Below are 24,299 nucleotides of genomic sequence, written 5' to 3'. Positions count from 1 at the left end.
GGGTAATTCCTCACTAACATGGAACTGATGTACTTGACAACGAAGGGATAACTTTGGCTGACGAACGGTTGCTCTCCGGCCGGTACCGCCTTGGCGAAGTTATCGGCATGGGCGGCATGTCCGAGGTCTACACGGCAAACGACACCCTGCTGGGGCGAGATGTTGCCGTGAAAATGATGCGTGCCGATTTAGCGCGCGATGATTCCTTCGTCGAACGTTTTCGTCGCGAAGCCCAGAACGTTGCCAAGCTGAACCACCACGCCATCGTTGCGGTGTACGACACCGGTGTCACCGACGACGAACCTGCTGTTCCTTACATTGTGATGGAGCTGGTGCACGGCGAAACGCTGCGGCAAATCATCCGCAACGACGGGCCGCTGGCGCCGAAACGCGCCGCCCAAATTATGGCCGAAGTGTGCCATGCGCTGCAGTTTTCCCACGAAGCGGGGATTGTGCACCGCGATATTAAACCGGCAAATATCATGCTCACCCGCACCGGCGCAGTGAAAGTGATGGACTTCGGTATCGCCCGCGCGCTCAGCGACGCCACCAGCTCCATGACGCAAACCGCAACGGTCATCGGCACCGCGCAATACCTCTCGCCGGAGCAGGCCCGCGGAAAAGCTGCCGAGCCGCGCAGTGACATTTACTCCGTCGGCTGCGTCCTCTACGAAGTGCTCACCGGCGAGGCACCCTTCACCGGCGAAACACCACTTTCGGTCGCCTACCAGCACGTTGAAGATATGCCGACCCCACCGTCAGAGCTTATTGACGGTGGTGACGCCCGCGAATTGGAGCGGATGGACGCAATTGTGCTGACCGCAATGGCGAAAGCACCGGCGGACCGCTACGACAGCGCCGCGGATATGGGGCAAGACTTGATGCGCCTGTCCCGCGGCGAAGTACCGCTGGCGGCGAAGCAGCACGAAGACGGGTACGGCGCTGGGGCTGCTGCTGGCGCTGGGGCTGCTGGTGGCGCTGCGGCAACCGAAATTGTTGACCGAAACTATCCGCCAACTGCAACCGCACTTGGTGCAGCTGGAGCGGCCGGTGCCGGTGCGGGCGCTGGCATGGCTGGTGCAGGCATGGCTGGCGGCCCGCAGGCTAACTCGCCTTACGGCTTCGACCCATACGAAGACGCCGCGATGCGTGCCTCCGCCGCACAGCGCCGCGACATGGAAGCCTTCGACAATGACTACTACGACCCAGACGACGAGTGGGATGACGACGATGACTCTTACTACGACTCCGACGGTCGCCGGAAGCGCAGCCCATGGATTGTCGCTGCGTGGGTAGTGGTGTTGCTGGCGCTGGCTGGTGCCGGCACCTTTATTGCAACGAATGTGTTTGATGTGGGCAACGGTGGCCGCTCCTCCCAGGCACAGTTTGTGGATATTCCACGAGTGCAGGGCATGTCAGCTTCAGAGGCACGACGCACGCTGGAAGAAGCGGGGCTTGTTGTGGCGGAAGAGGACCGGCCGGACCCGAAAATTGAACGCGGCAATGTCATTAACACCAACCCAGCGCCTGGCTCCCAGGTCAAACAGGGCTCGACGGTGACTGTGCTGGTTTCGACCGGTAAGGAAATCACCGAAGTGCCGGATCTGGCTGGCCTGACCACCTCGCAGGCGGAGAAGAAGCTGAAGGCTGCTGGTTTGACGCTGGACAAGAGCGTCAAGGAAGAATCTTCCGAAGATGTGCCAAAGGGCAAGATTATTTCCCACAATCCGGCGTCGGGCTCCCAGGTGTCGAAGGGCACTAAGGTTGCCATCACTGTTTCCACTGGACAGGAAAGTGTCCGGGTGCCGGTGGTTTCCGGGCAGAGCCTAGAGACTGCGAAAGGCAACTTGGAAGCGGCTGGGTTTGAAGTGCAGGTCACCGAAGTTGACGGCACCGAAGCTATTGACACTGTGCTTGCCGTCGCCAATGAGGGCCAGGAAGTGGAAGCCGGATCCACCATTGAGGTGAAGGTATCCCGCGGTAACCAGCTGGTCATGCCGAATATGATCAACTCCCTGTACACCGATGCGGAAACTTCGCTGCAGGAAGAGGGCTGGATGGGCAAGTTCAACATCACCCGGAAGTCGACTTCTGACCTGGGCAAGGTGGACCGGATTGCGAAGCAGTATCCAAAGATCGGTGAACCGGCCTACAAGGACCAAGACATCGATGTCACCGTGTACGAATTCTCGTTGTTGCCAGACAACTAAACTTCAACCTGCCGCTATGAACTGGTAAATTAGCGGCTGCACAACCATTTTCACTCCCTGCGTACGCAGGGGCACCTTCACGCTGAAGGTGCCGAGTCGTTCAGAAAGCCGAGGATGCCATGCCAAAGGCAAAGGTGACGGTCAATTCTTCCCATGAATCGGCCTCCTCCGGTGTCAGCCGTACGCCGGTAAAAATCAATGTGACCAGCACTCCGATTTGGTACAAGGTCATCATGTTTGGCCTGATGATTGTCGGCTTGGGCTGGCTTATCGTCAACTACCTCGCTGGCCCATCCATTCCTTTCATGGCTGACCTGAATGCTTGGAATTACCTCATCGGGTTCAGCGCCTTCCTCGCAGGCCTGCTAATGACCATGGGCTGGAAGTAGTAGCCAACAGCTTCACAAGCAACCGCCGGTGCCCGAAGGCACCGGCTTTTGTCGTTTCTACCGTAAAAACCGAGACACGACACTATCCACTGTCAGTACCACTACCCCCTAAAGCCAAACTTCAGTGTTGTCCACACTTTTCATAGTTATCCACAAAAATCTGTGTAACACTGTTGTAATTTGTGGATAGCTCAGAAAAGTAGCACACATGTTATCCACAATTTGTGGATGCTTTGTGTAATCACGATGTCATAACCGGTTATCCCCACTCTCCACAGCGTGTGGATAAACCTGTGCACAACCCAAATACGCGTTCGAAACAGTCCGAAAGATCGTGGCTATAGCCTCGCGAAGCATCTGATATTCGTCAATAAGCAGAGTTCTTCACGGCTTTGTGAATGAGATGTGCGGTTTAATTGTGGATAGCTGTGGACAAACACCGGGTGGGATAACTCGGTGGAAAAGGGTGAGAAGAACCGTACTCGGTGTATAAACAGTTATCCACAGGCATGTGGAATTGTGGAAGGAATCCCACATTCAGTTACTGCACGCCAGCGGGCAAAACACTAGAAATACGCACCATAATCGTCGCAATGCTCACTACCGCCAACGTCACAATCGGCGCAACGGTGCGCATCGCTGCAGGTAAACCGCTTCGAAACTGATCTTGCGCCCCATAAGCTGCCGCCAGCACTGCCCCCGCAATGCCGCCCCCAATATGGCCCCAAAGAGACACTCCAGGGGTAATTACAGTGAAAATGATGTTGAGCGCCATAAACACCAGCGTCGGCACCAAGCTCAAGCCTTGACGCAGCGCAACATATCCCTGCAGGCCGATGTAACCGAAAATCACGCCCGAAAAGCCAACAGTCAGCGCGGACGGATCCATCCACAGCACACACGCGGACCAAGCCACCGCCAGCACCAATGTCTGCGCCAGGAATACCCAGCGTCCAAAGAAGCGCTCAATGGGCGGGCCAAGGAACAGCAGCATCACCGTGTTCGACGCCAAGTGCCCTGGGTCCAGATGCAAAAAGGATGCAGTGAGGACGCGGGTGGTTTCCGTGTAGTTCTGCAGCATCGGCCATAGCGCCAACATTCCACGTTCAGCGACCGCCGAATTCGACAGTGGCGCCGCCAATGAGAATGACTGAACCGCGGTCAGAAGGTACATGCCGACCAGCACCGCAGTCAGCGCCAGTACCATCGGCGCGTTCTCGAAATGCACGGCCCACGGATTCGGGCGGCGCGCGTACCCTGCGTACCCAGCGTTGATGTTGCTCACGACCTCAGCCTAGGGAGGGCGCGCCCAAAAATAGCAAAACCCTCACCCGCGGCGTGGCGAGTGAGGGCAAGAAAAGCGCGAGGAAGTTTAGCCTTCGCGGTTAACGGTCACCGATTCGATGACAACGTCATCGTGTGGGCGGTCCATGTGGTCGGTTGGCACGCCAGCGATCTGGTCGACAACCTTTTGGCTTTCCGCGTCGACAACCTCACCGAAGATGGTGTGGTTACCGTTCAGGTGCGGGGTCGCCACAACGGTAATGAAGAACTGAGAACCGTTGGTACCGGAGCCATTTGGCATGCGGCCAGCGTTCGCCATCGCCAGCAGGTATGGGCGGTTGAAGCTGAGCTCTGGGTGGATTTCGTCGTTGAAGGTGTAGCCCGGGCCGCCACGGCCGGTGCCAGTTGGGTCGCCACCCTGAATCATGAAACCAGGGATGACGCGGTGGAAGATAGCGCCGTTGTAGAACGGGCCGGACTTTTCACCGGAAGCGTTCGCTTCGCGGTAGTCGCCGGTGCCGTCAGCTAGGCCAAGGAAGTTTTCAACAGTGTTCGGTGCATGGTTGCCAAACAGCTCAACAACAATGTCACCCTTGTTCGTGTGCAGGGTCGCAGTCGCGGTCTTATTCGTCATGAAACCATTGTAAGGAATTTCACCAATAAAGGTTTGTTCCCGTCACGGCTCGCAAAAGATACATAAGCTGGAAAGTAGCCCCCAACGAAGGAGATGTGAATGAACCCCGCAATCAAGATGGCGTTGGACACCGTCAAGGATGCCCGTAAGAAGGCTGATGCCCGTCGCATTGAAAGCCAGGCTGAACTTTACGAACTGCTCACCCAAGCCAAGGCCGTAGCCGCCGAGCGTGCCGCAGAAGCCAAAGCAAAGAATGTGGACTTCCGCGCTGACCTTGCCGACCGCACCGAACGCGTGAGTGACCTAGTCGGAGAACAGCTGCAAACCGTCGAAAAGCAGGTCAAGGACGCAGCAGCTGACTTGGAAAAGCGTGCCGAAAAGGGCAAGAAGAAGGCCGCGAAGGACAAGAAGAAGGCCGCGAAGGACAAGAAGAAGCTGTTTAAGTCCGCCCGTGGCGATGCCAAGAAGTTGGACAAGAAGGCTCGTAAGCAGGCCAAGAAGCTGGAGAAGAACGCCCGCAAGCAGCAGAAGGCGTTGAAGGCCTCCGCTGCCGACGCCACCAAGCGCGGCAAGGAGCTGCTGGGCGTGAAGGAAAAGAAGAAGAATAAGGGCGCCGCGACAGCCATTGGTTTGCTGGTTACCGCCGCAGTTGCCGCTGTTGTTGGTTACATTGTGTACGGCTTGTTTGCGAATAAGCTGCCGGTGTCCGCCAACGTTCCGCGTGTTGACGATAATAAGGACAACGCGCCGCAGCCGGCCACGCCAGCCGAACCAGCTCAGGCAGCTGAACCAGTACCAGCGACTGAACCGGCCGATGAAGCACCGGAGAATGTGCCTGGAACTCCAGTAGTGGACTCCGAAGTGCCTGCGGACGAAAACCCGGTGGAAACCAAGGAAGCACCTGTTGAGGCTGAAGGTGACGCGGACGCAGAAGCCGCTCAGGAAGCAGCTGACGCCGCAGATGCCGAAGCTGACGCGGAAGCATCCGAGCAGGACCGCGTTGTCACCCCAATTAACAAGGCTGACAAGGATGCCGAAAAGGACACCAAGTAGTAGTCCCGAAAGCGGCCCCGCTGTTCGTGCAGGTTAAATCAACGCGAGCAGCACGGCGCAGGTTACTGTGCCGGACACGATGGACAGCACCGCATTGTGTCGCCACACGTGGATAGCCACTGTCACCAGTGATGCCACACCGTAGGCGATACCGGTGCTGTCCATTTTCCATTCCACTGCATTGAGGCAGTACACCAGCAAAATCAGCATGGCGCCCAGTGGCATCCACCGGCCCAGGTTGTCCAGCAATGCAGAGCCCTGCAGCGCGCCTTTAATACCGAAAGACGCCACCCGCAGACCGAAGGTAATCACAGCGGCAATGCCCACGGCCAGCGCCACGTACACCGGGGTGCTCACGGTAGCTAAGGCATGTACTGCGTAGTCCATTGCTTGGTTCATTGCTGGCCCCTACCCTTTCCGTGCTTTCGCTTCGACAACACCGTGCCGCACAATCAACATGCCGGTGAACACCGCCATGGCGATGAGCAGCAGCTGGGCCTGGCCGAACAGCACGCCGATGGCACCGGCGGCGGCTGCCAGGATGAGAGTTAATGGGTCGCGTTCGGCATTCCACGCATCCAAAGTCAGCACGATAAACAGTGCGATCAGCACAAAGTCGAGCCCTTGGACGCCACCGAGGATGGTGGTGCCTGCGATGGCACCAGCCATACTTCCGCTAACCCAACCCATGTGCAGACCCACCTGGGTGATGAGGGTCCGCGCTTGGCTGCGTTCGTGTGCCGGGGTGGTGGACACAAGCGCGTAAGCTTCATCAATCATCCCGAACATGCTGTACAGCTTGCCCGGTTTCGATGTGATGTCCTGCAGCGGGAAACTAAGCCCGTAAAACAGGTGCCGCGAGTTAACGAGGAAAGTGGTGACCGCAATGGCACTGAGGGGTGCCGCTGCGGCGGTCATGCCGATGAGAATGAACTCCATCGACCCGGCAAACACAACAAGCGAAATCAGCGGGGCGAGCCACCACGGATAACCGTGGTCAACGACCAGGACACCGAAGCCAACGCCGAGGGCGAAAAGGCCGCCCCACACGACACCGGCATGGTGCAGTGCTTGCTGAAACGCACTAGGAGCGTGCGATTGCGTCTGTGTTGCCATGACCGTAACCATATTGCGTATTGACGAAATTGCCTAGTTATTATTGCGTCAAGCAGAAAAGTCGCGCAATATTTAAAACATGGACAAGATTGACTACGCAATCATTGCCGAATTGCAACGGGACGCCCGACAAAGCAACCAGGAACTTGCGCGCAAAGTTGGCCTCACCCCAGCGCCGTGTATGCGCCGAGTCCGAAAATTGGAGAAAGATGGCGTGGTCACAGGCTATACCGCACTGATTAACCCCGACGCCCTAGATCGCGGCTTCGAGGTCATCATCGAAGTGAACCTATCCAATAACGCCAAACCGATCGTCGATGCCTTCGAGCGGCGCGTCGCCACCTTGCCGGAGGTGGTCGAAGCCCGCCGCATGTTCGGCCAGCCGGACTACATTGTCCGCATTCAGATGAAGAACCTGGAAGAGTACCAACAGTGGCTCGTTGACCGACTCATGGCCATCCCCGGCGTCTCCCGCGTCGATTCCCGCATGACCATGAAAGTTATTAAGGCTTCAGGCGCGCAATAAATCCAGCCCGGTCGTCCACATGGACATCTATAGTGCTGACCTGGTGTTCGCCCTGGAAGAGGTCACTGAGCGTGACTGGGCGCCGCGTCGTTAGCCGCACATTAACGTCGCTAAGCACCGGCATCCGCGCCGCACCATCAGCAACCTTCAACGCCCCGCCCTCGCCCGGCGAACACTCGGCAACACTAGCCAACGCCGACCGCGGAATGCTGATCGTCGTGCGGTAGCCGCCCCGCAGCGTAATCACTTCTTCGCTCACCAGATGCGGATGGCGTCCCAATGCACGATAAAACCCAACCAGCATGACAAGACCGTAAAGGCTCACCACCAACACCACCCACTTCGACCAGTGTTCTGCCAGCAGCAAGTGCACCGCAATCATCTCCACCACCGTCAGCCCACCGATCGCATAAACCACCGGTTTCAGCGGCGAATGAGAGGAAAAGATGCCTTCATTTGGGCTTTTTGACGAATTGGAGCCGGCAACTAGATTCCGGAGCATCGTTACTTCTGACACCGCCATCGCTAGTGCAATCCGAGGAAAGCCCGTGCGTGCTGCAACCGAATCGATTGCAGCAGGCCAAGAGTGAGTGCGTCTGGCGATGGGTAGTTGCACGAAAACCAGCGCGAGAATGCCAGCGAAAAGGACTGCTGGGACTGCGAACCACTCAGCTGGAATCTGGTGGCCCAAGAGGCGGACAGTGACCCATGCGATTTCGGCGGCAACAATTGCACCTAATCCCAAGCGGATTCCCAACTTCACTGTCGCGCTCCTTCTGTATGCTCGCGGCCACAGGGTGAAAACCACGAGCAACCTTTGGAGGCAGACATGGCACCCACGAATGGCAACTCATCAAGCTCCGGCAAGCAAGATCCTGGCCCATCCGTCAAGGATAAGGATATGTACGAAGCGCTGCGGGAAGAGGGCAATAGCAAAGAAAAGTCAGCGCGGATTGCCAACGCTGCCGCCAATTCTTCTCGTCATAATGTCGGCGAGCGCGGCGGGAAAGCCGAAAACTATGAAGACCGGACGAAGGACGAGCTGCTAGAGCGAGCCCGAGAGCTGGACATCTCCGGCCGGTCATCGATGACGAAGGATGAGCTGATTAAGGCACTGCGGGAGCACTAGCGGCTCGAGGTGTTTTCCTTCGGTGACTAGTCACGCCACCAGTCGAGCAGACGCAGCAGCGGGTAGCGCTCCTTATCGGATTTACGCTTGCCTGGTTCCGGCTGTGGCTGCGGTTCCGGCTGCGCATCTTCCACTGGTGCAGGTTCTGGACGAGGTTCCGGCTGCGGCTCTGGACGCGCTTCATCGACTGGTGCCGGTTCTGGCTTAGGTTCGACTGGCTTCGTCTTTTCTGGCTGGCGCTCAACCTGGCCACAGTTTGCGTCTTGGCCAGCGGCTTTGCACACTGCTGCCTGGGCATTGACAATGCCTGCTCCCATACCAAACGAGCGTCCACCATCCAGTGGCTGGGCAGTGTCCTTCAGAATCCGCTCGATCTGTGCATCGCTGATGCCCGGGTTCGCATCCTTCATCAAAGCGATAACACCAGAGACCACTGGAGTAGCCATCGAAGTGCCTTCCATGAAGGAGTAGGCAGCCTGTCCTGGGCGGAAACGACCGTTATTTACGGTAGACAGAATGCCGCCCTGAGCGCCGTGCGCAGCCATATTGCCACCAGGAGCCGAGACATCGACTGCGCGGCCGTAATTGGAGTAGGTAGCGCGTTCACTTGCCGGGCCAGTCGCACCGACAACAATGACACCGTCACAGTTCGCTGGTTGGACGTAGTCGGTCCGAGTGTTTTCGTTGCCGGCAGCCACAGCGATGGTGGCACCTCGAGAGTTCGCGGCATCAATTGCGCGCTGGTACGGCTCTGCGCACTTGCGGGACTGGCCACCAAGCGACAGGTTAATCACGTCGGCTGGATTCGCATTTGGCCCCACGCCCGGGACATCGATACCTGCCGACCAAGCGATGCCATCGGCGATATCTGAGGTGTAACCGCCGCAGGCACCAAGTGCCCGCACTGGCAGAATGTTGGCGTCTGGGGCAACGCCTTCGACGCCTTGGCGGTTGTTTGTCGATGCTGCAGCGATACCGGCAACGTGAGTGCCATGCCAGGAGGAATCGCTAGCACGGTGGTAGCCGCCGCAGGCGTTGGCTGCGACCCAGTCACCCGTGTCCGTTGGGTCATTGTCGCGGCCGCCACCGTCTCGGGCCATCAACGCGTTGGAGATCATGTCGACGCCCGGTAGCACCTTGCTCTGCAGGTCTGGGGTGCCGGGTAATTCCAGTGTCTACCACTGCGATAGTCGTGCCACGACCGGTGGTTCCGGTGTTCCAAGCGGCCTCTGAGTTCACGCCTGTGTCGGCAGTCAGGTGCCACTGGTGCTGGTAGTACTCGTCATCGGGCACGCCCAGGCTATACAGCTTGAAGTCGATGTCAGCGTAGGCAATTTCCGCTTTGGATTCGAGGTGACCACGAAGCGACGGCACTTTGTCTGCAGGCACTGGCGGGTCCAGTTCAACCACGTAGGAGCCGTCGAACATCTCACGGACGAAAGAGGCGTCAGAGGAGTGCTCACCGACGATTTCGTCGATTACCTTCATGCGGCGTTCTTTGTTGAGGCCGGTCATGTTGTTGAAGGTGACGATGAATCGTTCGGCAACTTGTTCTTCAGCAGGAACAGCTTCGACAGGCTTCAGTTCTTCAACGGTCTTCGAATCAAGGATGGTCGCATCTTGGGCGATGGCGGGGCTGGTGCCCAGCACAACACTCAGCGCGGAAAGTGCAGCTACCGCGCGGTAGTTTGCGCGGCGGGAACGCCTTTGGTTCATCAATCAATCCGTTTGGGAGGTCGAACTTGCGGACATGCTCTCAGCGAAACGTGAACTAACTTCTACACGTTCCCTAACAAACACTAATGAAGCTCTTGGAAAGCCTTCTCAGTACTGCCGCCGTCGGGGTACAGCATGCGAGCTACTCATTTCGCTGCTGACCTGCGTTCTACCTGTTCAAATAGGAATCGTTGAACGATCCTTGTGTCGCTATCCCGCCTCGGTACGGGTGTAGTGCTCCGAGTTCCACCTAAAATCTGTCACAACGCACTGCCCTAGCTTCCACCAGTCGGGGAAATGCAAAAACTCCCAGGCCGTTTCCGACCTGGGAGGAATTTGTGGAGCTGAGGGGAATCGAACCCCTGACCTTCTGCTTGCAAAGCAGATGCTCTACCAATTGAGCTACAGCCCCTTATTCAGTTCCATGGTGGGCCTAGGAGGACTTGAACCTCCGACCCCTTCGTTATCAGCGAAGTGCTCTAACCGCCTGAGCTATAGGCCCTGGAACCGAGATATAACTTAACCCGTTAACCTGATTTTCACCAAATCGCCTGGTTAAAGCGCTTTCTCGTAACCTTTGCCAACACTGTGCAAGTGTTACTCAGCAGCCTCTGCAACCGGAGCATCTGGGCCTCCAAGCGACAGCTCCACCCCTCCAATGAGGGCCGCAACTGCGTTGTAGACCAACGCCCCGATAACAGCTAACGCAGACATTAGCACGATGTTGACCAGGCCTACCAAACCCGCACTTAGGAGCACAGTTCCGGCGCCAATCGTGGACCCTTCCAGGTCCCCGACCATGCCGTTAATGCTGTCCCAGATGCCAACACCGCCCATAACTAGGTACAGCAGCGCAACTGCCACCATCCAAATGAGGAACAGCACCACATTGACCAGTGCCGCCACTTTTAGCGTCGACATCGGGTCGATGCGCCTAATGGTCACAGTTGTCGCTGCCATCTAGTTACTCCTCGTCCTTAGCTGCATCCAGGGTGCCGGTTTCGGAGACCTTTTCTGCGGTCTCTTCGCCTTCATCTTCGACGTTGCGGTCAATCGCCAGCAGCGTCTGTCCCTTGGCCAAGTTAACCAACCGCACGCCCTTAGTAGCACGCGAGGTGGTCCGAATCTCACCCACGGTGGTGCGGATGACATCGCCGGCGGAAGTAATCGCGAGGATTTCATCGTCCGCTTCCACGACAATGGCGCCCATGAGTCGGCCACGGTTCTTGTCGTAACGCAACGTCAATACGCCCTGGCCGCCACGGTTCTGGGTGGTGTACTCCTTCAGCGGGGTGCGCTTGCCGTAGCCGCCTGTAGTGGCCACCAGCAAGTCCTTGTTGTCTTCCACGACAACCATGGCCAGCAGCTGGTCATCGCCCTTAAAGCGCATACCCAGCACACCTGAGGTCGCCCGGCCCATTGGGCGCAGCGCTTCATCGGTAGCGGCGAAGCGGATGGCTTGGCCTTCCTCGGACACCAGCAGCAGTTCCGAATCGGCGTCGCACAGGCGGGCAGCGACCAGCTGGTCACCTTCTGCCAAGTTGATGGCAATCAGACCGCGGGAACGAGTGGAGTCGTAGTCAATCAGACGGGACTTCTTCACCTTGCCGGATGCTGTTGCCAACACCAGGTATGGCGCGTCCTCGTAGGACTGAATCTGCAGCACACCGGCAATCCGCTCGCCTGGCTCGAACTCGAGCAGGTTCGCCATGTGCTGTCCACGAGCCGCACGCGACGCTTCCGGCAGTTCATAGGTCTTCATGCGGTACACACGGCCGCGGTTGGTGAAAATCAGCAGCCAGTCGTGGGTGGAGCAGACGAAGAAGTGCCGCACCACATCGTCCTGCTTCAGTTCCGCGCCGCGCACGCCTTTACCGCCACGTCGCTGGTTGCGGTAGGAATCAACCTTGGTGCGCTTGGCATAGCCGGTGGAGGTAATCGTCACTACGACGTTCTCTCGCGCAATCAGGTCTTCTTCGGTGACATCGCCGCTGGCAGCCACAATCTGGGTGCGTCGGTCATCGCCGAACTTGTCGGCGATTTCATTCAGCTCATCTTTGACAATCGCACGCTGGCGTTCTGGGCGGGCCAGAATGTCCTTCAGGTCAGCGATGGTGCGTTCGATTTCGGCCAGTTCGTCGATGATCTTCTGGCGTTCTAGTGCAGCCAGGCGGCGCAGCTGCATCGCCAAAATGGCATCGGCTTGCACTTCATCAACGTCCAAAAGCGCCATCAGGCCGGTGCGTGCCTCGTCGACGGTCGGCGACCGGCGAATCAGGGCAATGACCTCGTCCAGCATGTCCAGCGCCTTGACCAAACCGCGCAGAATGTGGGCACGCTTTTCGGCTTCGTCCAGCTTGTACTGGGTACGGCGAACAATAACGTCAATCTGGTGCTTGGTGTACAGGCGCACCATCTGGTCAATGCGCAGGGTACGTGGCACACCGTCGACGATGGACAGCATGTTGCAGCCGAAGGTGGTCTGCAGCTGCGAGTGCTTGTACAGGTTGTTCAGCACCACACGTGGCACGGCGTCGCGCTTGAGCGTCACCACAATGCGCATACCGACACGGTCGGAGGATTCATCCTCAATCTTCGCAATACCCGCGAGGCGGCCGTCGCGCACCTGCTCCGCAATGTTGGCAATCATGCGGTCCGGGTTCACTTCATACGGCAGCTCGGTAATGACAATGGTTTGCCGCGAGCCTTCTTCTTCAATTTCGGTGACACCGCGCATGCGGATGGAACCACGGCCGGTGGTGTACGCATCCTTAATGCCGGAGGTGCCAACAATCATGCCGGAGGTTGGGAAGTCCGGTCCCGGAATCCGTTCCATGACCGCTTCGAGGGTGGCGGCGTCGTCCGCGTCTGGGTTATCCAGGCACCAGGACACGGCGGCGGCGATTTCGCGCAGGTTATGTGGCGGAATCTTCGTGGCCATACCGACGGCAATACCGTTGGAGCCGTTCATCAGCAGGTTCGGCACCCGCGATGGCAGCACCACAGGTTCGGTGGTTTTACCGTCGTAGTTCGGCTGGAAATCCACGGAGTTTTCGCGGATATCGCGCACCATTTCCATGGCGATTGGCGTCAGTCGCGACTCGGTATAACGCATTGCTGCCGGGCCGTCGTCACCGCGGGAACCGAAGTTACCCTGGCCGTCGACCAGCGGGTAGCGCATCGACCATGGCTGCGCCATACGCACCAAGGTGTCGTAAATCGCGCTGTCACCGTGTGGGTGGTAGTTACCCATGGTGTCGGCCACTGGCTTTGCAGACTTCACATAACTGCGGTCTGGGCGGTAGCCGTTGTCGAACATGGCGTACAAAATTCGGCGGTGCACCGGCTTCATGCCGTCGCGCACTTCCGGCAAGGCACGACCAACAATCACCGACATTGCGTAGTCGATATACGACTTCTGCATTTCGTCGTTGATGTCAATTGGATTGACCTTGTCAAATAGGGTGTCGTCCCCGTTGCTCATCACAGGCCTCTTTCTAATGGCTGTTAACAGCCCCATCCTACCGGTTGGATGGGGGTTACGGCCGTTGAAGGGGCTTATTGACGTTGTGGAGCCCTCTCTTGATACCACAGTGGTATCTGATGCCCTGGTTTCTTGTTAGCGTATGAGACATGGCCATGACACTCCGACTGACTCCCGAACAAGACGCCGCCCTGGCGCTGCTTGCTTCTGCACAAGGCATCTCAAAACAGGAAGCTGCCACCCGCGCAATTATCGATAACGCCGCACGTCTCGTGCGCACCTCAGAATTGCGGGAACTTGCTCGGGCGCAGGTACCGACCTACCGCGCACTCGATGAACGGGTTCGGACGCACAAGTAGGCCACTGCCCCACTAAGTTTGGTGAACTATGACCTCTGAAGACCTGCTGACCTTGGCCGATGCTGTTGCTGACGAACTCGGTACCTCAGTGCGTTCCCTGCCGGCGCTCGTCATGATTGCGTCGTTGACCACCGCCCATTTCGGCGGGGTGCCCCTGTTCCGCTCTGAGGCAGACCGCAACCGCCAGATCAACAATGCCTGCCGACAGTTAAGACCACTGCAGGCAGGCAATGAAGTATTCGCGAAAGTTGTGATTGCGGTTATTTAGTCACCCGCGGCATGCGCCGCACACAGCTCCTCAATGCGATTCGCCACCGCTTCCGGCACCCGCGCCCACCGGTTATGGCCCAAATGCACATTGAGCTGCTCAATTGACACTTTTGCCTGCGGCACGGTGTCCGCTAGGTAGCGCGCCGAATCCAATGGACAGTCTTCATCGTCAACGCAGCGCGTCAGCACAATTGGTGTGCGCACTCGTTTCTTCGCCTGCCGGTAATCGATGTCTTCATCCAGCAGATTCTCCAGCTGTGCGGTCTGCGCAAAATGCGCCCATTCCTGCACATGCGTCCCAGATTGGCGACCATATCCGGCGATATCCCACTTACCGTCCGGCCAAAAGCCCAGCACCCCAGCGACTTTCGCCATCACTAGCGAGCCCCACCGCAGTCGGCTGCCAGCTTTCCCAGGAAACGCCGGGAAGTACGGTGCACCGGCCCCCACACCCAACACGGTGACAATATTCAGGTTTTGGGTGTGCTCGGCGCTGGCTTCTCGCGCCAGCAGCAGCGTGGCAATCTGCCCGCTCATCGAGTGACACACCAGCACCACCGGATGCTCCGGTGCCAGGCCGAGTTCCCGCTTTGCCGCTTGGATACTCAGCGGAAAATCCTGCGACGCCATGTGGTGGTAGCCCCACTGGTGGCTGCGAGTAGCCCGTGCAGTATTGCTGCCTTGACCTCGCAATTCCCCAGAAATCACTGGGTAGCCGCGCCACGCCAGCTCTGCACAGAGCGGGTCGTAGTAGCGCGCGCCCATCCCCCAGCCTGGCCACACCGCGATCAGGGGTTTTCCGCTTTGCGACGGATTGGGCGCCGCGATGTCTGGGTTGTGTTCGTCAAAAAGCCGAATATCCGAAATGGAATCATCCGGCAAAGTGACTGGGTGAAGACGCATACAGCTCTGGTTCCTAGATGTCGAGGAACCGCACGTCCTTCGCGTTACGAGTGATGAACGAGCGGCGGGCGACAACGTCATCGCCCATCAGAATGCTAAACAATTCGTCAGCGCGCTGGGCGTCAATCAGCTCAACTCGGCGAAGCACACGCACTGAAGGGTCCATGGTGGTTTCCCACAGTTCCTTCGCATTCATCTCGCCCAGACCCTTGTAGCGCTGGATACCGTCATCGATGTTGATCTTGCGACCCTCCGACAGACCACGCTCCAGCTCCTCGTCGCGTTCGGCGTCGGAGAAGGCGAAATCTGGCTTACCCTTCGACCACTTCAGCTTGTACAGCGGTGGCTGTGCCAAGTAGACGTAACCGTCTTCAATCAGTGGGCGCATCAGGCGGTACAGCAGCGTGAGCAGCAGCGTTGCAATGTGCTGACCGTCAACGTCGGCGTCGGCCATGATGACAATCTTGTGGTAGCGCAGCTTGGACACGTCAAACTCTTCATGGATGCCGGTGCCCAGCGCAGTAATAATCGCCTGCACTTCCGCATTCTTCAGCACCTTATCCAGGCGGGCCTTCTCCACGTTCAGGATCTTGCCGCGCAGCGGCAGAATGGCCTGGTACATGGAGTCACGGCCGGACTTCGCCGAGCCGCCTGCGGAGTCACCCTCCACGATGTACAGTTCGGACTTCGCTGGGTCCTTCGAGCGGCAGTCAGCCAGCTTACCTGGCAGTCCGCCCAGGTCAGAGGCAGATTTGCGGCGCACCATTTCGCGGGCGTTACGGGCAGCCAGTCGAGCCGACGCCGATGCCTTCGCCTTTTCGATGATGGTCTTGGCCTCAGCTGGGTTGGCCTCCAACCAGTGACCAACGTGCTCATTGGTCATGCGCTGGACAAAACCCTTGATTTCGCTGTTGCCCAGCTTGGTTTTGGTCTGGCCCTCGAACTGTGGGTCCGCAACACGCACCGACACGACGGCAGACAAGCCTTCACGGCAGTCATCGCCGGTGAGGTTGTCTTCCTTTTCCTTCAGCAAGTTGTGGTCACGGGCGTAGCGGTTCATCAGGGAGGTCAGCGCAGAGCGGAAACCTTCCTCGTGGGTACCACCTTCGATGGTGTTAATGGTGTTGGCGAAGGTGTGCACCGACTGGCTGTAGCCAGTGTTCCACTGCATTGCGATTTCCACTTCGTGGCCATCGCCTTCGACATCGAAACCGATAATCGATGGGTGCAGCTGCGTCTTGGTCTTGTTCAGGGTCTTGACGTAGTCAATCAGACCTTCGGCGTAGTGGAACACCTTGCGGCGCACCTTCTTCTCGCCGGACTTCGCCTTTGGCTTCGCCGCTTCTTCCTGGTCCTGTTCTTCCTTGGACTTGGCCAGTTCTGCGGTTTCGGTGCCAGCCTGCTCCGCCAGCTCTTCCTGCTCCAGCTCTTCTTCGGAGACACGCTCGTCAGTCAGGGTGATGGTCAGGCCCTTATTCAGGAATGCCATTTCCTGCAGACGCCGCGCAATGGTCTCGAAGTTGAAATCGGTGGTTTCGAAAATATCTGGGTCAGCCCAGAAGCGCTGGGTGGTACCGGTGCCACGGGCACGCTTGCCCTGGATCAGTTCTTCCGGCACGGCGTAGTTGAAGTTCTGCTGCCACTGGTGGCCATCACGCAGAATGGTGGTTTCCATGCGGGTGGACAGGGCGTTCACCACAGAAATACCGACACCGTGCAGACCACCCGACACTGCGTAGGAATCGGAGTCGAACTTACCGCCGGCGTGCAGCTGCGTCATGACAACCTGCACAGTTGGTGCGCCGGTTGGGTGCATTTCTACTGGAATACCACGGCCATTATCGACAACTTCCACACCACCGTCTTCCAGCAGAGTGACGTTGACTTCGTTGGCGTAGCCTGCCATCGCTTCGTCAACGGAGTTGTCAACAACTTCCCACACCAGGTGGTGCAGGCCGCGTTCGCCAGTAGAGCCGATGTACATGCCCGGACGCTTACGGACCGCCTCCAATCCCTCGAGGATTGTGATTGACTCGGCACCATAGTTCTTTTCGCTAGCGGACACTTGTTTACCCGACTCCTTTAACAAAACAGCGGTCTGTTTCACCGCTGGGACACCTTCCCATCTTACCGTGTGGTCCCCCTTAGGTGGGTAACTCAGTGTCCTTAAATTCCATTTCCGTAAGTTATGCCTGCATAACGGCTTATCCGTAGGTGTCGCGAGGCCCACGACCCTTCACATGCAGTGGACCTTTTCGCCAGCTCGGCGCATCCGGCCCGAAAATTTTGATTTCCGTCACCACGCCCTCGCCGACTTCAGCCGCGATGACATCCAGCATGTTGCGAGTCATATACCGCAGCTGTGTGGCCCAGGCCGTCGAATCACATTTCACAAAAACGGAGGTGTCCTTGAACTGAAACACCCGACTGTGCTTGGCGACCTGCGTCCCGACCACCTTGTCCCAGTTCGAGACGATCCACCCCTCAACAATGACCCGATTCCAGCCGCGGTTTTCAATCTCCTGCTTCAAAATGTCCCCAAAACGATGCGTCCGCCGCGGTCGTTTGGTGAAAAGTTGCAGGTTAGGGTTGCCGGTCAGCCGTAGGTAGGTTTCATTATTTTGCTTCATGACGGGTTGGGGCCGTGGTCTCCGGTTTTTTAGCAACGGCGGAGGCTTGCGGCCACCTCGAGCAGCAGCTTTGCGCATTCGGTTAAAGGTGTCGGCCACCATGTCTTGCTCAACATCCTGCTCGGTGTTCTGCCCAGGGCTGTGTTCAGTGCTGTGCGCTGGTTGGTCTGCGTCACTCATCAACGTCGCTCACTTCAGCGGAGGCATCCGTTGGCATGTCCAGTGATGCATCCTGTGGTGCGTCCAGCAACGACCGCCTGTCATTGCCTTGCCCCGTCATGGTGACATGATGGCGATGAACCGTACTTCCCACTAGGGCTTCGGGAAGCTCCTCCCCTACCGCAGAAGTAATAAGTACCTGCTCAGCGTCCTTTGTCAGCGCAATAAGCTGCTCCCGGCGGTGCCGATCTAACTCAGCAAACACATCATCCAGCACCAACACCGGCACAATATTGTCCGTCAGCTGCAACCGAAATGACGCCAGCCGCAGCGCCAACGCAAACGACCAACTTTCGCCGTGGGAAGCGAACCCTTTCGCTGGTTGATCCCCCAAAATCAATTGCAAATCGTCGCGGTGCGGCCCGACCAAAGTACTGCCACGATCGATGTCCTTTTGCCGCCCCTCAGCCAACTGCGTCAGCATGAGTGCTTCCATAATCTCAACATCGGGCACCAATTCGTCGCCAAGCGTCGATTGGTACTGCACTGTCGCCGGCCGTGACGATGGTGCCAACCCCGCATATGCCTCGGTGACCTGGGGCATGAGCTCGGCGATGATGGCCAAGCGGGCGGCGATAATCTGGCCACCGAACTGCGCCAACTGGCTATCCCACACATCCAAAGTAGCCAGCGCGGCGGCACCTTCCGCACTGCCGTAACCACGACGCAGCGGCAACTGCGCTGTTTTCAACAAGGCATTGCGCTGCCGCAATACCTTGTCGTAGTCCGCGGTGACTCCAGCAAAGGCTGGGCGACGGGTAGCGATCAGCTCATCCAAAAACTTGCGGCGCTGCGCCGGTTCGCCGCGAACTAGTTCCAAATCTTCCGGGGAAAACAGCACGGTCCGGACCACACCGAGCAGGCCGCGTGCGGACTTCAATCGAGTGCGATTTAGCTGCGCTTGATTCGCGCGGTGTGCCTGAATCAGCAGGTGGGCGGTTAATTCGCGGCCATGATTGACCGCGGTTGCCGACACCCGGGCAGCGTTCTCCCCGGCCCGCACGACAGCGCTATCTGCTGAGACGCGATGGCTGGACAATGACGCCAAGTAGCCGACAGCTTCGACGATATTGGTTTTCCCGTTGCCATTCGGACCGGTAAATACCGTGATTCCCGGTGCCAATTCGATGTCAAGCTCGGGCCACGACCGGAAATTAGTCAGTTGTAGCCGGCTCAGATGCATAAATCCTCCGGCTTAACCTGGCAGGCGCACCGGCATCAGCAGGTAGGTGAAGTCGGTTTCCGGGGTTGGGAAATTACCATCAGCGTCCGCTTCTGGCAGCTCTTCCGGTTCTGGAATCAAAATCGCCGGACGCGACGGCTGTGTGAAGCCAATGACCACCCGTGGCGTGTGCACAGCGGACAGGCCATCCTTAAGGTAGCCGTAGTTGAAGGCAATCATCAGCGAGTCTTCGCCGACGAATGCACATGGCACGACTTCCTGGGCGGAACCTTCTTCGGCACCACCGGCAGAAAGTTCAACTTGACCGTCGCTGAAGTTCATCCGAATCTGCGCGGAACGGTCCGCCAGCAGCGCCACACGCTGAATAGCGTCCAGCAGCGGCTGAATCTCAATTGTCGCGATTGCGCTGTGGGTTTTCGGCAGCAGCGGGCGGAACTTCGGGAATTCCGCATCGAGGAGCCGGGTGGTGGTCTGGCGCTGACGGTCGACGATACCAAGCAGACCATCGGAGCCGATTTCCTCGGCAGAACCGGTACCCACTGCGAACTGAACTGGCTCAGAGCTGGAAGTGTCCAAGGTGCGGGCGGTCTCTGACAGCGTCTTTGAAGGAATCAGAAGTGCCGCCTGCACATCGTCCTGCGCTGGATCCCACTCGAAGGAGCGGACAGCGAGACGAAAACGGTCGGTAGCAGCCAAAACGACCTGCTTGCCTTCGACCTCCATGCGAATGCCCGTGAGCATCGGCAACGTTTCATCGCGACCAGCTGCAACTGCGACCTGGCCGATGGCCTCGGTAAAGAGGTTCGGGTCAATGGTGCCGGTAACCGCGGGAACGGATGGAAGCTGCGGGTAGTCGTCCAGGTTCATCAACGGCAGATCGAACTTGGAAGAACCACAAGCAACCTTGGCTCGGGAACCGTCAACTGTGACGTCGATCGGCTTATTTGGCAGCTTGGCGATGATTTCCGCGAAGAGCTTGCCGTTGACGGCAAAGCGTCCGATTTCAGCGACTTCGGCAGGGATGCGCACCTGAGTGGAGACTTCGTAGTCGTAACCAGCAAGTTCCAATCCATTGTCGTCGGCGGTGATCACCATGCCGCGAAGAATCGCCTGTGCTGGACGGGCGGGCAAGCTACGTGCGACCCAGCTGACTGCGTCCGCTAGCTCGTTCTTTGGCGCCCGGAAGCTCACATCATTGTGCTGCATGTTGTCTCCGCTTGTCGTTTCTTCGAGTTCTGTGATTCGACCCCACTCTAGTGCACCGGCGCAGCCCATGAAATTACAACAGTTCGGTGGGGCAGTTTTTCGGATTCTTGTAATTCGCTTTGTCGAGGCGGATGTGCACAGGCCCTAACTCTATGTACTTAGATCTTGGTAATTAACTGGTAACAGCAATAGGTGTTGTGCAATCTGTGGATAACCAGGGATCTGCGCACGTCCTGTGGATAATTTTTGTGTGCGATCGCCTGTGCACAATGTGTGGACAACCAAGGGCCAAATGTGGATGAATTTTCGGTGCTAGTTTCATCCACAATTCTGATCACCGTTTTGGGCAATCAGTACACCGCGCATCCACAGTTATCCACAGCCCGTGAGAATGATCTGACCTGCGGAAACACAAAAGTAGCACGGGGGTAAAGAGTCCTCGGATGGGCTATTCGGTTCCGGGCATGGCACCAGCTACCGGAATCTCCTCTACGGCTATAGCGCGGGACTGTGCACAACTACGCCTGAAAAGGCCTCTGCTACGGCGAATTGACGGGCTAAACGTGCACGTCAGATGAGTTACATGAGTGTAATTACACACGTGTGGATAAGCCTGGGGATAACCAGAGAAAAGCAGCGAGATGCGATCAAAAAAACGCCTAGGCTGAGCACCTAGGCGTCAAAAAGCACTGTTTTTAAGGCGGGAAAACCTAACTGCGGGACCTGGACTTAATCCGAGAAGTCAACTCCTGCACCTGGTCATAAGTACGCTGACGCTCCGCCATCTCCTTGCGAATCTTGCGCTCGGCATACATGACCGTGGTGTGGTCGCGCTTGCCAAAAGCCTGACCAATCTTCGGAAGTGACAAATCAGTCAGTTCACGGCACAGATACATCGACACCTGGCGGGCATGGGCAATCGGACGAGTCTTACCCGGACCACACAGCTCATCCAGAGTCAGACCGAAATACTCCGCGGTCATCGCAATGATGATGTCCTCGGTGATTTCAATGTCCTCTTCCGCCGGCAGCAAATCCCGAATCGCATGCTCAGCGCTATTGAGGTCAATCGCCTGACCCGACAAAGACGCATAAGCAGCCACGCGAATCAGCGCACCTTCGAGCTCACGAATCGACGAACTAAACCGAGACGCAATCAGCTCGAGGACCTCATATGGAACCTCAATCGCGTCAATCTGGGCCTTCTTCGACAAAATCGCAATTCGCGTTTCCAGATCCGGCGGCTGAATGTCCGTAATCAAACCCATTTCGAAACGGGTCCGGAGACGATCTTCCAGCGTGGTCAACTGCTTCGGCGGCCGGTCCGAAGACAAGACAATCTGCTTATTCGCCTGGTAGAGCGCGTTAAACGTATGGAAGAACTCTTCCTGAGTACCTTCCTTGCCCTCCAAGAACTGGATGTCATCGACAATCAGAATGTCCAGATTGCGGTAGCGCTGCTTAAACGATTCCTGGCGGTCATCACGCACCGAGTTGATGTAGTCGTTCGTGAACTCTTCACTAGAGACGTACTTGACCCGAATGCCGTGGTAGAGGCTCGCGGCGTAGGTGCCGGTGGCGTGCAACAGGTGGGTCTTGCCCAGACCCGAACCACCGGAAATGAACAGTGGGTTATAAGCCTTTGCCGGCGCTTCCGCTACTGCAACCGCTGCCGCCCACGCAAAGCGGTTAGAGGAACCAGTAACGAAGGAATCGAAGGTGTACTTCGGGTTCAGGTTCGGCTCGGTAGCGGTTTGTGGAGCCACGGATTCCCGACGAGCGAAACCGCCGGCCAGCGTTGGTGTGCGGGCAGTACCTGGGCGTTGCACTGGAGGCGCTGGCTGCTGGGACTGTTGCAGCACAGATTGCTGGTGGGCATTGTCCTGCTGAAATGGCGCCACCATGGTCGACCAACCAGATGCGTGCTGGTCCGAGGCATCGCCGCCAAAAGACAGTGCATGCTGCTGGTGGGTTCCGACACCGAACTGCTGCTGTGGCTCCTGCATCGAACGCTGCGGGGACCGAGGTCCAGGCTGGAACTGACCGTGTTGAGCACCCGCCTGGCTTGGTCCTGTGCTGGCGCCCGTTGTCGGTCCTGCGTATTGCGGGGTGATGCTGTGCGACTCGTCGTCTTCGGATTCAGTCGGAGTTTCCGCCAAATTCACATCGACACTAATAGCCAAAGTGACGCTTTGGTTTAGTTTCTCCCCGAGCTCGGCTACCAACTGGTCAGTCAGCTGGGATTCGACGACGTTTTTGGCGTACTCGCTTGGGACGGCGAGCACCATAATTCCATTGAGCAGACCCATCGGTTGGATGAGCGCGAGGATCGCCTTTTGTTGCTGAGTGAGGATGCTGGCACCGGAAGCGCTTTCAGCCGCGGAAAGCTTTGCGACTACTTCATTCCAGATCTCGCTGAAGTCGGCGGAACCGTTGAGCACGTCGCTTTGCCTCCACCTAGTCGTAGTTCGAAAAATTTTATTCACTGCCCAGTCCACATCCCAGAAGTGGGTGTGGCCTGTTGATCCACAATGTTATCCACAGGTGTGGACAACGGCAGATGGTTGATTCTTCCACAGCTTATGCACATCTGCTGCATTGGCCTAGGTTTAGGCAATTCAGGCTAGCTGACCTGCATAGATGTGGAATTATCGCCATCTTCCAAGCGAATTCGAGCAGTTGTTGTCCACAGGACTGGGGATAAAAACCTTCGCTGCTCCGGTTCCGTCAGGGATCCCAAAGGTTAGCAGCGAAAACTAGCCCACTCAACTCCCAGGCACATTTATGCCGCTAGATGTGGGATTTCAATTCGGCGTGTCGGAAATAATCTCACCACTGTAATTTACCGACTAGCTAAACACCTAATTTGTCTCTATTCGCCCTATTTAGTAGCCTGTGATCGTCTACACACGCCAGCCGTTTTGTCGGCCGGGTGTTCTCACTCGTTGTCAAGCTCTTGGCAGGTTGCACTGCTCAAGCGCCGCGCGGGTGACTCGGATTCCTCCGCAGGACCACATTCTGCTTGGGCCGAGTTTTACCATCGTCAATGGACTTGATGGTTACTACGCTGACAGCAGCGTTGCTTTGGGCAACCCGTTGTCGCCGGTGGCTACGAGTCCTGTCATTCAGGAGTTTTCTGTGTCGAAGCGCACTTTCCAGCCAAACAACCGCCGTCGTGCCAAGGTTCACGGCTTCCGTACCCGTATGCGTACCCGCTCCGGCCGCGCTGTGATTGCAGCTCGCCGCCACAAGGGCCGCGCACGTCTGTCCGCTTAATCTAAGCGAAACCAAGGGCTTACATGCTGCCCGCTCCACACAAGCTTTCCGGTTCGGCGAACTTTAGCCGCGTCGTAAAGAAGGGGAAACGCGCTGGTCGGAAGACCATCGTGATGCATGCTTACACTCACCAGCCTGAACTGACTCCGGTACGCACCGGTGGACCTCGGTTCGGGCTGATTGTGTCTAAAGCCGTCGGTAATGCCGTGGTTCGCCACCGAGTATCCCGACGGCTTCGCCATTGCTTAATGACGTTTATGGCCGACGTGCCACCGCACAGCGACATCGTAGTCCGCGCGCTTGCTGCATCAGCGACCGCCGAATCCGCTGATATTGAAGCGGACCTGCGTTCTGCTCTAGCTTCGCTGCGCAAGAAGGGGGCCTTCGATGTGCGGACACCAGAAGCATAGTCACGACCACCAAGTCAGCTGTGGCCACGAAAAACCGGCGGCCAATACGTCAATACGCCCAAGTCTTTTGCAACGCGGCGCACTAGCAGCGCTGCGGTTTTACCAACGCGTCCTGTCGCCAATGAAAGGGAGCCCCACCTGCCGGTTCGAACCAACCTGCAGTAGTTACGCCATCGGCGCGGTCACCAAGTATGGCGCGGTCCGCGGAACTATCATGGCCCTCATACGTTTATCTAAGTGTGGTCCGTGGCATCCCGGAGGCTGGGACCCAGTTCGATAGCCCCGATAACGCGGGGCGGCGG

The 24,299-nt window shown here is 57.6% G+C and carries 25 protein-coding genes and 2 tRNA genes; 10 read left to right on the top strand and 17 right to left on the bottom strand.

From position 1 onward, the window contains the following. Positions 1 to 107: 107 nt before the first annotated feature. Complete coding sequence (locus A3EC_RS13260) at positions 108 to 2,210, top strand: protein kinase domain-containing protein (RefSeq protein WP_051061076.1); 2,103 nt, start codon at positions 108 to 110, stop codon at positions 2,208 to 2,210. A 119-nt stretch (positions 2,211 to 2,329) separates the two neighbouring features. Then, entirely contained in the window at positions 2,330 to 2,599 is a 270-nt protein-coding gene (gene crgA, locus A3EC_RS0110175) for a cell division protein CrgA (RefSeq protein WP_018025083.1), read from the top strand. 541 nt (positions 2,600 to 3,140) lie between these two features. Here the strand turns inward: crgA and A3EC_RS12145 are convergent. Both A3EC_RS12145 and A3EC_RS0110165 read right to left on the bottom strand, forming a co-directional pair. Next, positions 3,141 to 3,884, bottom strand: coding sequence for a rhomboid family intramembrane serine protease (locus tag A3EC_RS12145; protein WP_018025082.1), 744 nt, complete (start codon positions 3,882 to 3,884; stop codon positions 3,141 to 3,143). An 87-nt stretch (positions 3,885 to 3,971) separates the two neighbouring features. Beyond that, a complete protein-coding gene (locus tag A3EC_RS0110165; RefSeq protein WP_018025081.1) occupies positions 3,972 to 4,517 on the bottom strand; it encodes a peptidylprolyl isomerase in 546 nt (181 codons plus the stop codon). A gap of 99 nt (positions 4,518 to 4,616) precedes the next feature. On the opposite strand from A3EC_RS0110165, the gene A3EC_RS0110160 reads away from it, so the two are divergent. Next, positions 4,617 to 5,570 carry a hypothetical protein gene (locus tag A3EC_RS0110160; protein ID WP_018025080.1) on the top strand — a complete coding sequence of 318 codons (954 nt, stop codon included), beginning with the start codon at positions 4,617 to 4,619 and terminating at the stop codon, positions 5,568 to 5,570. A gap of 33 nt (positions 5,571 to 5,603) precedes the next feature. Here A3EC_RS0110160 and A3EC_RS0110155 read toward each other — a convergent pair whose 3' ends face one another. Further along, complete coding sequence (locus A3EC_RS0110155) at positions 5,604 to 5,969, bottom strand: branched-chain amino acid transporter permease (protein ID WP_018025079.1); 366 nt, start codon at positions 5,967 to 5,969, stop codon at positions 5,604 to 5,606. Between the two features lie 9 nt (positions 5,970 to 5,978). Then, entirely contained in the window at positions 5,979 to 6,686 is a 708-nt protein-coding gene (locus A3EC_RS0110150) for an AzlC family ABC transporter permease (RefSeq protein ID WP_026162407.1), read from the bottom strand. 79 nt (positions 6,687 to 6,765) lie between these two features. Here A3EC_RS0110150 and A3EC_RS0110145 point away from each other — a divergent pair, with 79 nt between their 5' ends. Continuing rightward, complete coding sequence (locus A3EC_RS0110145) at positions 6,766 to 7,212, top strand: Lrp/AsnC family transcriptional regulator (protein ID WP_018025077.1); 447 nt, start codon at positions 6,766 to 6,768, stop codon at positions 7,210 to 7,212. Here A3EC_RS0110145 and A3EC_RS0110140 read toward each other — a convergent pair. Further along, positions 7,190 to 7,975 carry a hypothetical protein gene (locus A3EC_RS0110140; protein ID WP_018025076.1) on the bottom strand — a complete coding sequence of 262 codons (786 nt, stop codon included), beginning with the start codon at positions 7,973 to 7,975 and terminating at the stop codon, positions 7,190 to 7,192. The genes A3EC_RS0110145 and A3EC_RS0110140 overlap by 23 nt on opposite strands. A 66-nt stretch (positions 7,976 to 8,041) precedes the next feature. On the opposite strand from A3EC_RS0110140, the gene A3EC_RS0110135 reads away from it, so the two are divergent. Continuing rightward, positions 8,042 to 8,341, top strand: a complete 300-nt coding sequence (locus tag A3EC_RS0110135; RefSeq protein ID WP_018025075.1) for a DUF7218 family protein — start codon at positions 8,042 to 8,044, stop codon at positions 8,339 to 8,341. 26 nt (positions 8,342 to 8,367) lie between these two features. Here A3EC_RS0110135 and A3EC_RS13200 read toward each other — a convergent pair whose 3' ends face one another. The 6 genes from A3EC_RS13200 to gyrA all read right to left on the bottom strand — a co-directional run bounded on the left by A3EC_RS13200 (position 8,368) and on the right by gyrA (position 13,541). Beyond that, positions 8,368 to 9,459, bottom strand: coding sequence for a S8 family peptidase (locus A3EC_RS13200; protein ID WP_245532984.1), 1,092 nt, complete (start codon positions 9,457 to 9,459; stop codon positions 8,368 to 8,370). Further along, a complete protein-coding gene (locus A3EC_RS13195) occupies positions 9,410 to 10,057 on the bottom strand; it encodes a hypothetical protein (RefSeq protein ID WP_245532983.1) in 648 nt (215 codons plus the stop codon). Before A3EC_RS13195 ends, A3EC_RS13200 begins: the two co-directional genes overlap by 50 nt. Positions 10,058 to 10,396: 339 nt before the next feature. Next, a tRNA-Ala gene (locus tag A3EC_RS0110125) sits at positions 10,397 to 10,469 on the bottom strand. Positions 10,470 to 10,482: 13 nt separating this feature from the next. Beyond that, positions 10,483 to 10,559, bottom strand: a tRNA-Ile gene (locus A3EC_RS0110120). Between the two features lie 95 nt (positions 10,560 to 10,654). Next, the gene (locus tag A3EC_RS0110115; RefSeq protein ID WP_018025074.1) at positions 10,655 to 11,017 is read right to left on the bottom strand and encodes a DUF3566 domain-containing protein; all 363 of its coding nucleotides are present in this window, start codon (positions 11,015 to 11,017) and stop codon (positions 10,655 to 10,657) included. 4 nt (positions 11,018 to 11,021) lie between these two features. Continuing rightward, on the bottom strand, positions 11,022 to 13,541 hold the full coding sequence (gene gyrA / locus A3EC_RS0110110) for a DNA gyrase subunit A (protein WP_018025073.1): 2,520 nt from the start codon (positions 13,539 to 13,541) through the stop codon (positions 11,022 to 11,024). 149 nt (positions 13,542 to 13,690) lie between these two features. Between gyrA and A3EC_RS0110105 the strand changes: the two genes are divergently transcribed. Both A3EC_RS0110105 and A3EC_RS0110100 read left to right on the top strand, forming a co-directional pair. Next, positions 13,691 to 13,900: a hypothetical protein gene (locus A3EC_RS0110105; RefSeq protein ID WP_026162406.1), complete on the top strand. Its 210-nt coding sequence runs from the start codon at positions 13,691 to 13,693 to the stop codon at positions 13,898 to 13,900. Between the two features lie 28 nt (positions 13,901 to 13,928). Continuing rightward, positions 13,929 to 14,168, top strand: a complete 240-nt coding sequence (locus A3EC_RS0110100; protein WP_018025071.1) for a hypothetical protein — start codon at positions 13,929 to 13,931, stop codon at positions 14,166 to 14,168. On the opposite strand, the gene A3EC_RS0110095 is transcribed toward A3EC_RS0110100, so the two are convergent. The 6 genes from A3EC_RS0110095 to dnaA form a co-directional block, all read right to left on the bottom strand. Further along, positions 14,165 to 15,073: an alpha/beta fold hydrolase gene (locus tag A3EC_RS0110095; RefSeq protein ID WP_018025070.1), complete on the bottom strand. Its 909-nt coding sequence runs from the start codon at positions 15,071 to 15,073 to the stop codon at positions 14,165 to 14,167. The two genes, A3EC_RS0110100 and A3EC_RS0110095, sit on opposite strands and share 4 nt — an antisense overlap. 13 nt (positions 15,074 to 15,086) lie before the next feature. Further along, on the bottom strand, positions 15,087 to 17,180 hold the full coding sequence (gene gyrB / locus A3EC_RS0110090; protein ID WP_425386775.1) for a DNA topoisomerase (ATP-hydrolyzing) subunit B: 2,094 nt from the start codon (positions 17,178 to 17,180) through the stop codon (positions 15,087 to 15,089). A 97-nt stretch (positions 17,181 to 17,277) separates the two neighbouring features. Next, the gene (locus tag A3EC_RS0110085; protein ID WP_018025068.1) at positions 17,278 to 17,883 is read right to left on the bottom strand and encodes a DciA family protein; all 606 of its coding nucleotides are present in this window, start codon (positions 17,881 to 17,883) and stop codon (positions 17,278 to 17,280) included. Then, positions 17,876 to 19,105: a DNA replication/repair protein RecF gene (gene recF / locus A3EC_RS0110080; RefSeq protein ID WP_018025067.1), complete on the bottom strand. Its 1,230-nt coding sequence runs from the start codon at positions 19,103 to 19,105 to the stop codon at positions 17,876 to 17,878. The genes A3EC_RS0110085 and recF overlap by 8 nt, the downstream gene beginning before the upstream one ends. A 12-nt stretch (positions 19,106 to 19,117) precedes the next feature. Beyond that, positions 19,118 to 20,311 carry a DNA polymerase III subunit beta gene (gene dnaN, locus A3EC_RS0110075; RefSeq protein WP_026162404.1) on the bottom strand — a complete coding sequence of 398 codons (1,194 nt, stop codon included), beginning with the start codon at positions 20,309 to 20,311 and terminating at the stop codon, positions 19,118 to 19,120. Between the two features lie 710 nt (positions 20,312 to 21,021). Next, a complete protein-coding gene (dnaA, locus tag A3EC_RS0110070) occupies positions 21,022 to 22,752 on the bottom strand; it encodes a chromosomal replication initiator protein DnaA (RefSeq protein ID WP_018025065.1) in 1,731 nt (576 codons plus the stop codon). Between the two features lie 697 nt (positions 22,753 to 23,449). Between dnaA and rpmH the strand changes: the two genes are divergently transcribed. From rpmH to yidD, 3 genes are read left to right on the top strand one after another with little or no spacing between them, the layout of a single operon-like run. Beyond that, positions 23,450 to 23,587, top strand: a complete 138-nt coding sequence (gene rpmH / locus A3EC_RS0110065) for a 50S ribosomal protein L34 (protein WP_026162403.1) — start codon at positions 23,450 to 23,452, stop codon at positions 23,585 to 23,587. A gap of 23 nt (positions 23,588 to 23,610) precedes the next feature. Further along, positions 23,611 to 23,997, top strand: coding sequence for a ribonuclease P protein component (gene rnpA, locus A3EC_RS0110060; protein WP_018025063.1), 387 nt, complete (start codon positions 23,611 to 23,613; stop codon positions 23,995 to 23,997). Further along, positions 23,975 to 24,277: a membrane protein insertion efficiency factor YidD gene (gene yidD, locus A3EC_RS12815; protein ID WP_083880026.1), complete on the top strand. Its 303-nt coding sequence runs from the start codon at positions 23,975 to 23,977 to the stop codon at positions 24,275 to 24,277. The genes rnpA and yidD overlap by 23 nt, the downstream gene beginning before the upstream one ends. Positions 24,278 to 24,299 lie beyond the last annotated feature (22 nt).

It is taken from the genome of Corynebacterium ulceribovis DSM 45146, assembly GCF_000372445.1.
GTDB lineage: Bacteria > Actinomycetota > Actinomycetes > Mycobacteriales > Mycobacteriaceae > Corynebacterium > Corynebacterium ulceribovis.
Note: the sequence above shows the minus strand (reverse complement) of the source record. Positions and strands in the feature narration are given on the sequence as shown.

What these genes read in the sequence shown, in the direction of transcription:
- A3EC_RS13260 (WP_051061076.1), top strand. Translation starts at nt 108, where the DNA reads ATGGGCGGCATGTCCGAGGTCTACACGGCAAACGACACCCTGCTGGGG.
- crgA (WP_018025083.1), top strand. Translation starts at nt 2,330, where the DNA reads ATGCCAAAGGCAAAGGTGACGGTCAATTCTTCCCATGAATCGGCCTCC.
- A3EC_RS0110165 (WP_018025081.1), bottom strand. Translation starts at nt 4,517, where the DNA reads ATGACGAATAAGACCGCGACTGCGACCCTGCACACGAACAAGGGTGAC.
- A3EC_RS0110160 (WP_018025080.1), top strand. Translation starts at nt 4,617, where the DNA reads ATGAACCCCGCAATCAAGATGGCGTTGGACACCGTCAAGGATGCCCGT.
- A3EC_RS0110155 (WP_018025079.1), bottom strand. Translation starts at nt 5,969, where the DNA reads ATGAACCAAGCAATGGACTACGCAGTACATGCCTTAGCTACCGTGAGC.
- A3EC_RS0110150 (WP_026162407.1), bottom strand. Translation starts at nt 6,686, where the DNA reads ATGGCAACACAGACGCAATCGCACGCTCCTAGTGCGTTTCAGCAAGCA.
- A3EC_RS0110145 (WP_018025077.1), top strand. Translation starts at nt 6,766, where the DNA reads ATGGACAAGATTGACTACGCAATCATTGCCGAATTGCAACGGGACGCC.
- A3EC_RS0110135 (WP_018025075.1), top strand. Translation starts at nt 8,042, where the DNA reads ATGGCACCCACGAATGGCAACTCATCAAGCTCCGGCAAGCAAGATCCT.
- A3EC_RS13200 (WP_245532984.1), bottom strand. Translation starts at nt 9,459, where the DNA reads ATGATCTCCAACGCGTTGATGGCCCGAGACGGTGGCGGCCGCGACAAT.
- A3EC_RS13195 (WP_245532983.1), bottom strand. Translation starts at nt 10,057, where the DNA reads ATGAACCAAAGGCGTTCCCGCCGCGCAAACTACCGCGCGGTAGCTGCA.
- A3EC_RS0110115 (WP_018025074.1), bottom strand. Translation starts at nt 11,017, where the DNA reads ATGGCAGCGACAACTGTGACCATTAGGCGCATCGACCCGATGTCGACG.
- gyrA (WP_018025073.1), bottom strand. Translation starts at nt 13,541, where the DNA reads ATGAGCAACGGGGACGACACCCTATTTGACAAGGTCAATCCAATTGAC.
- A3EC_RS0110105 (WP_026162406.1), top strand. Translation starts at nt 13,691, where the DNA reads ATGGCCATGACACTCCGACTGACTCCCGAACAAGACGCCGCCCTGGCG.
- A3EC_RS0110100 (WP_018025071.1), top strand. Translation starts at nt 13,929, where the DNA reads ATGACCTCTGAAGACCTGCTGACCTTGGCCGATGCTGTTGCTGACGAA.
- A3EC_RS0110095 (WP_018025070.1), bottom strand. Translation starts at nt 15,073, where the DNA reads ATGCGTCTTCACCCAGTCACTTTGCCGGATGATTCCATTTCGGATATT.
- A3EC_RS0110085 (WP_018025068.1), bottom strand. Translation starts at nt 17,883, where the DNA reads ATGAGTGACGCAGACCAACCAGCGCACAGCACTGAACACAGCCCTGGG.
- recF (WP_018025067.1), bottom strand. Translation starts at nt 19,105, where the DNA reads ATGCATCTGAGCCGGCTACAACTGACTAATTTCCGGTCGTGGCCCGAG.
- dnaN (WP_026162404.1), bottom strand. Translation starts at nt 20,311, where the DNA reads ATGCAGCACAATGATGTGAGCTTCCGGGCGCCAAAGAACGAGCTAGCG.
- rnpA (WP_018025063.1), top strand. Translation starts at nt 23,611, where the DNA reads ATGCTGCCCGCTCCACACAAGCTTTCCGGTTCGGCGAACTTTAGCCGC.
- yidD (WP_083880026.1), top strand. Translation starts at nt 23,975, where the DNA reads ATGTGCGGACACCAGAAGCATAGTCACGACCACCAAGTCAGCTGTGGC.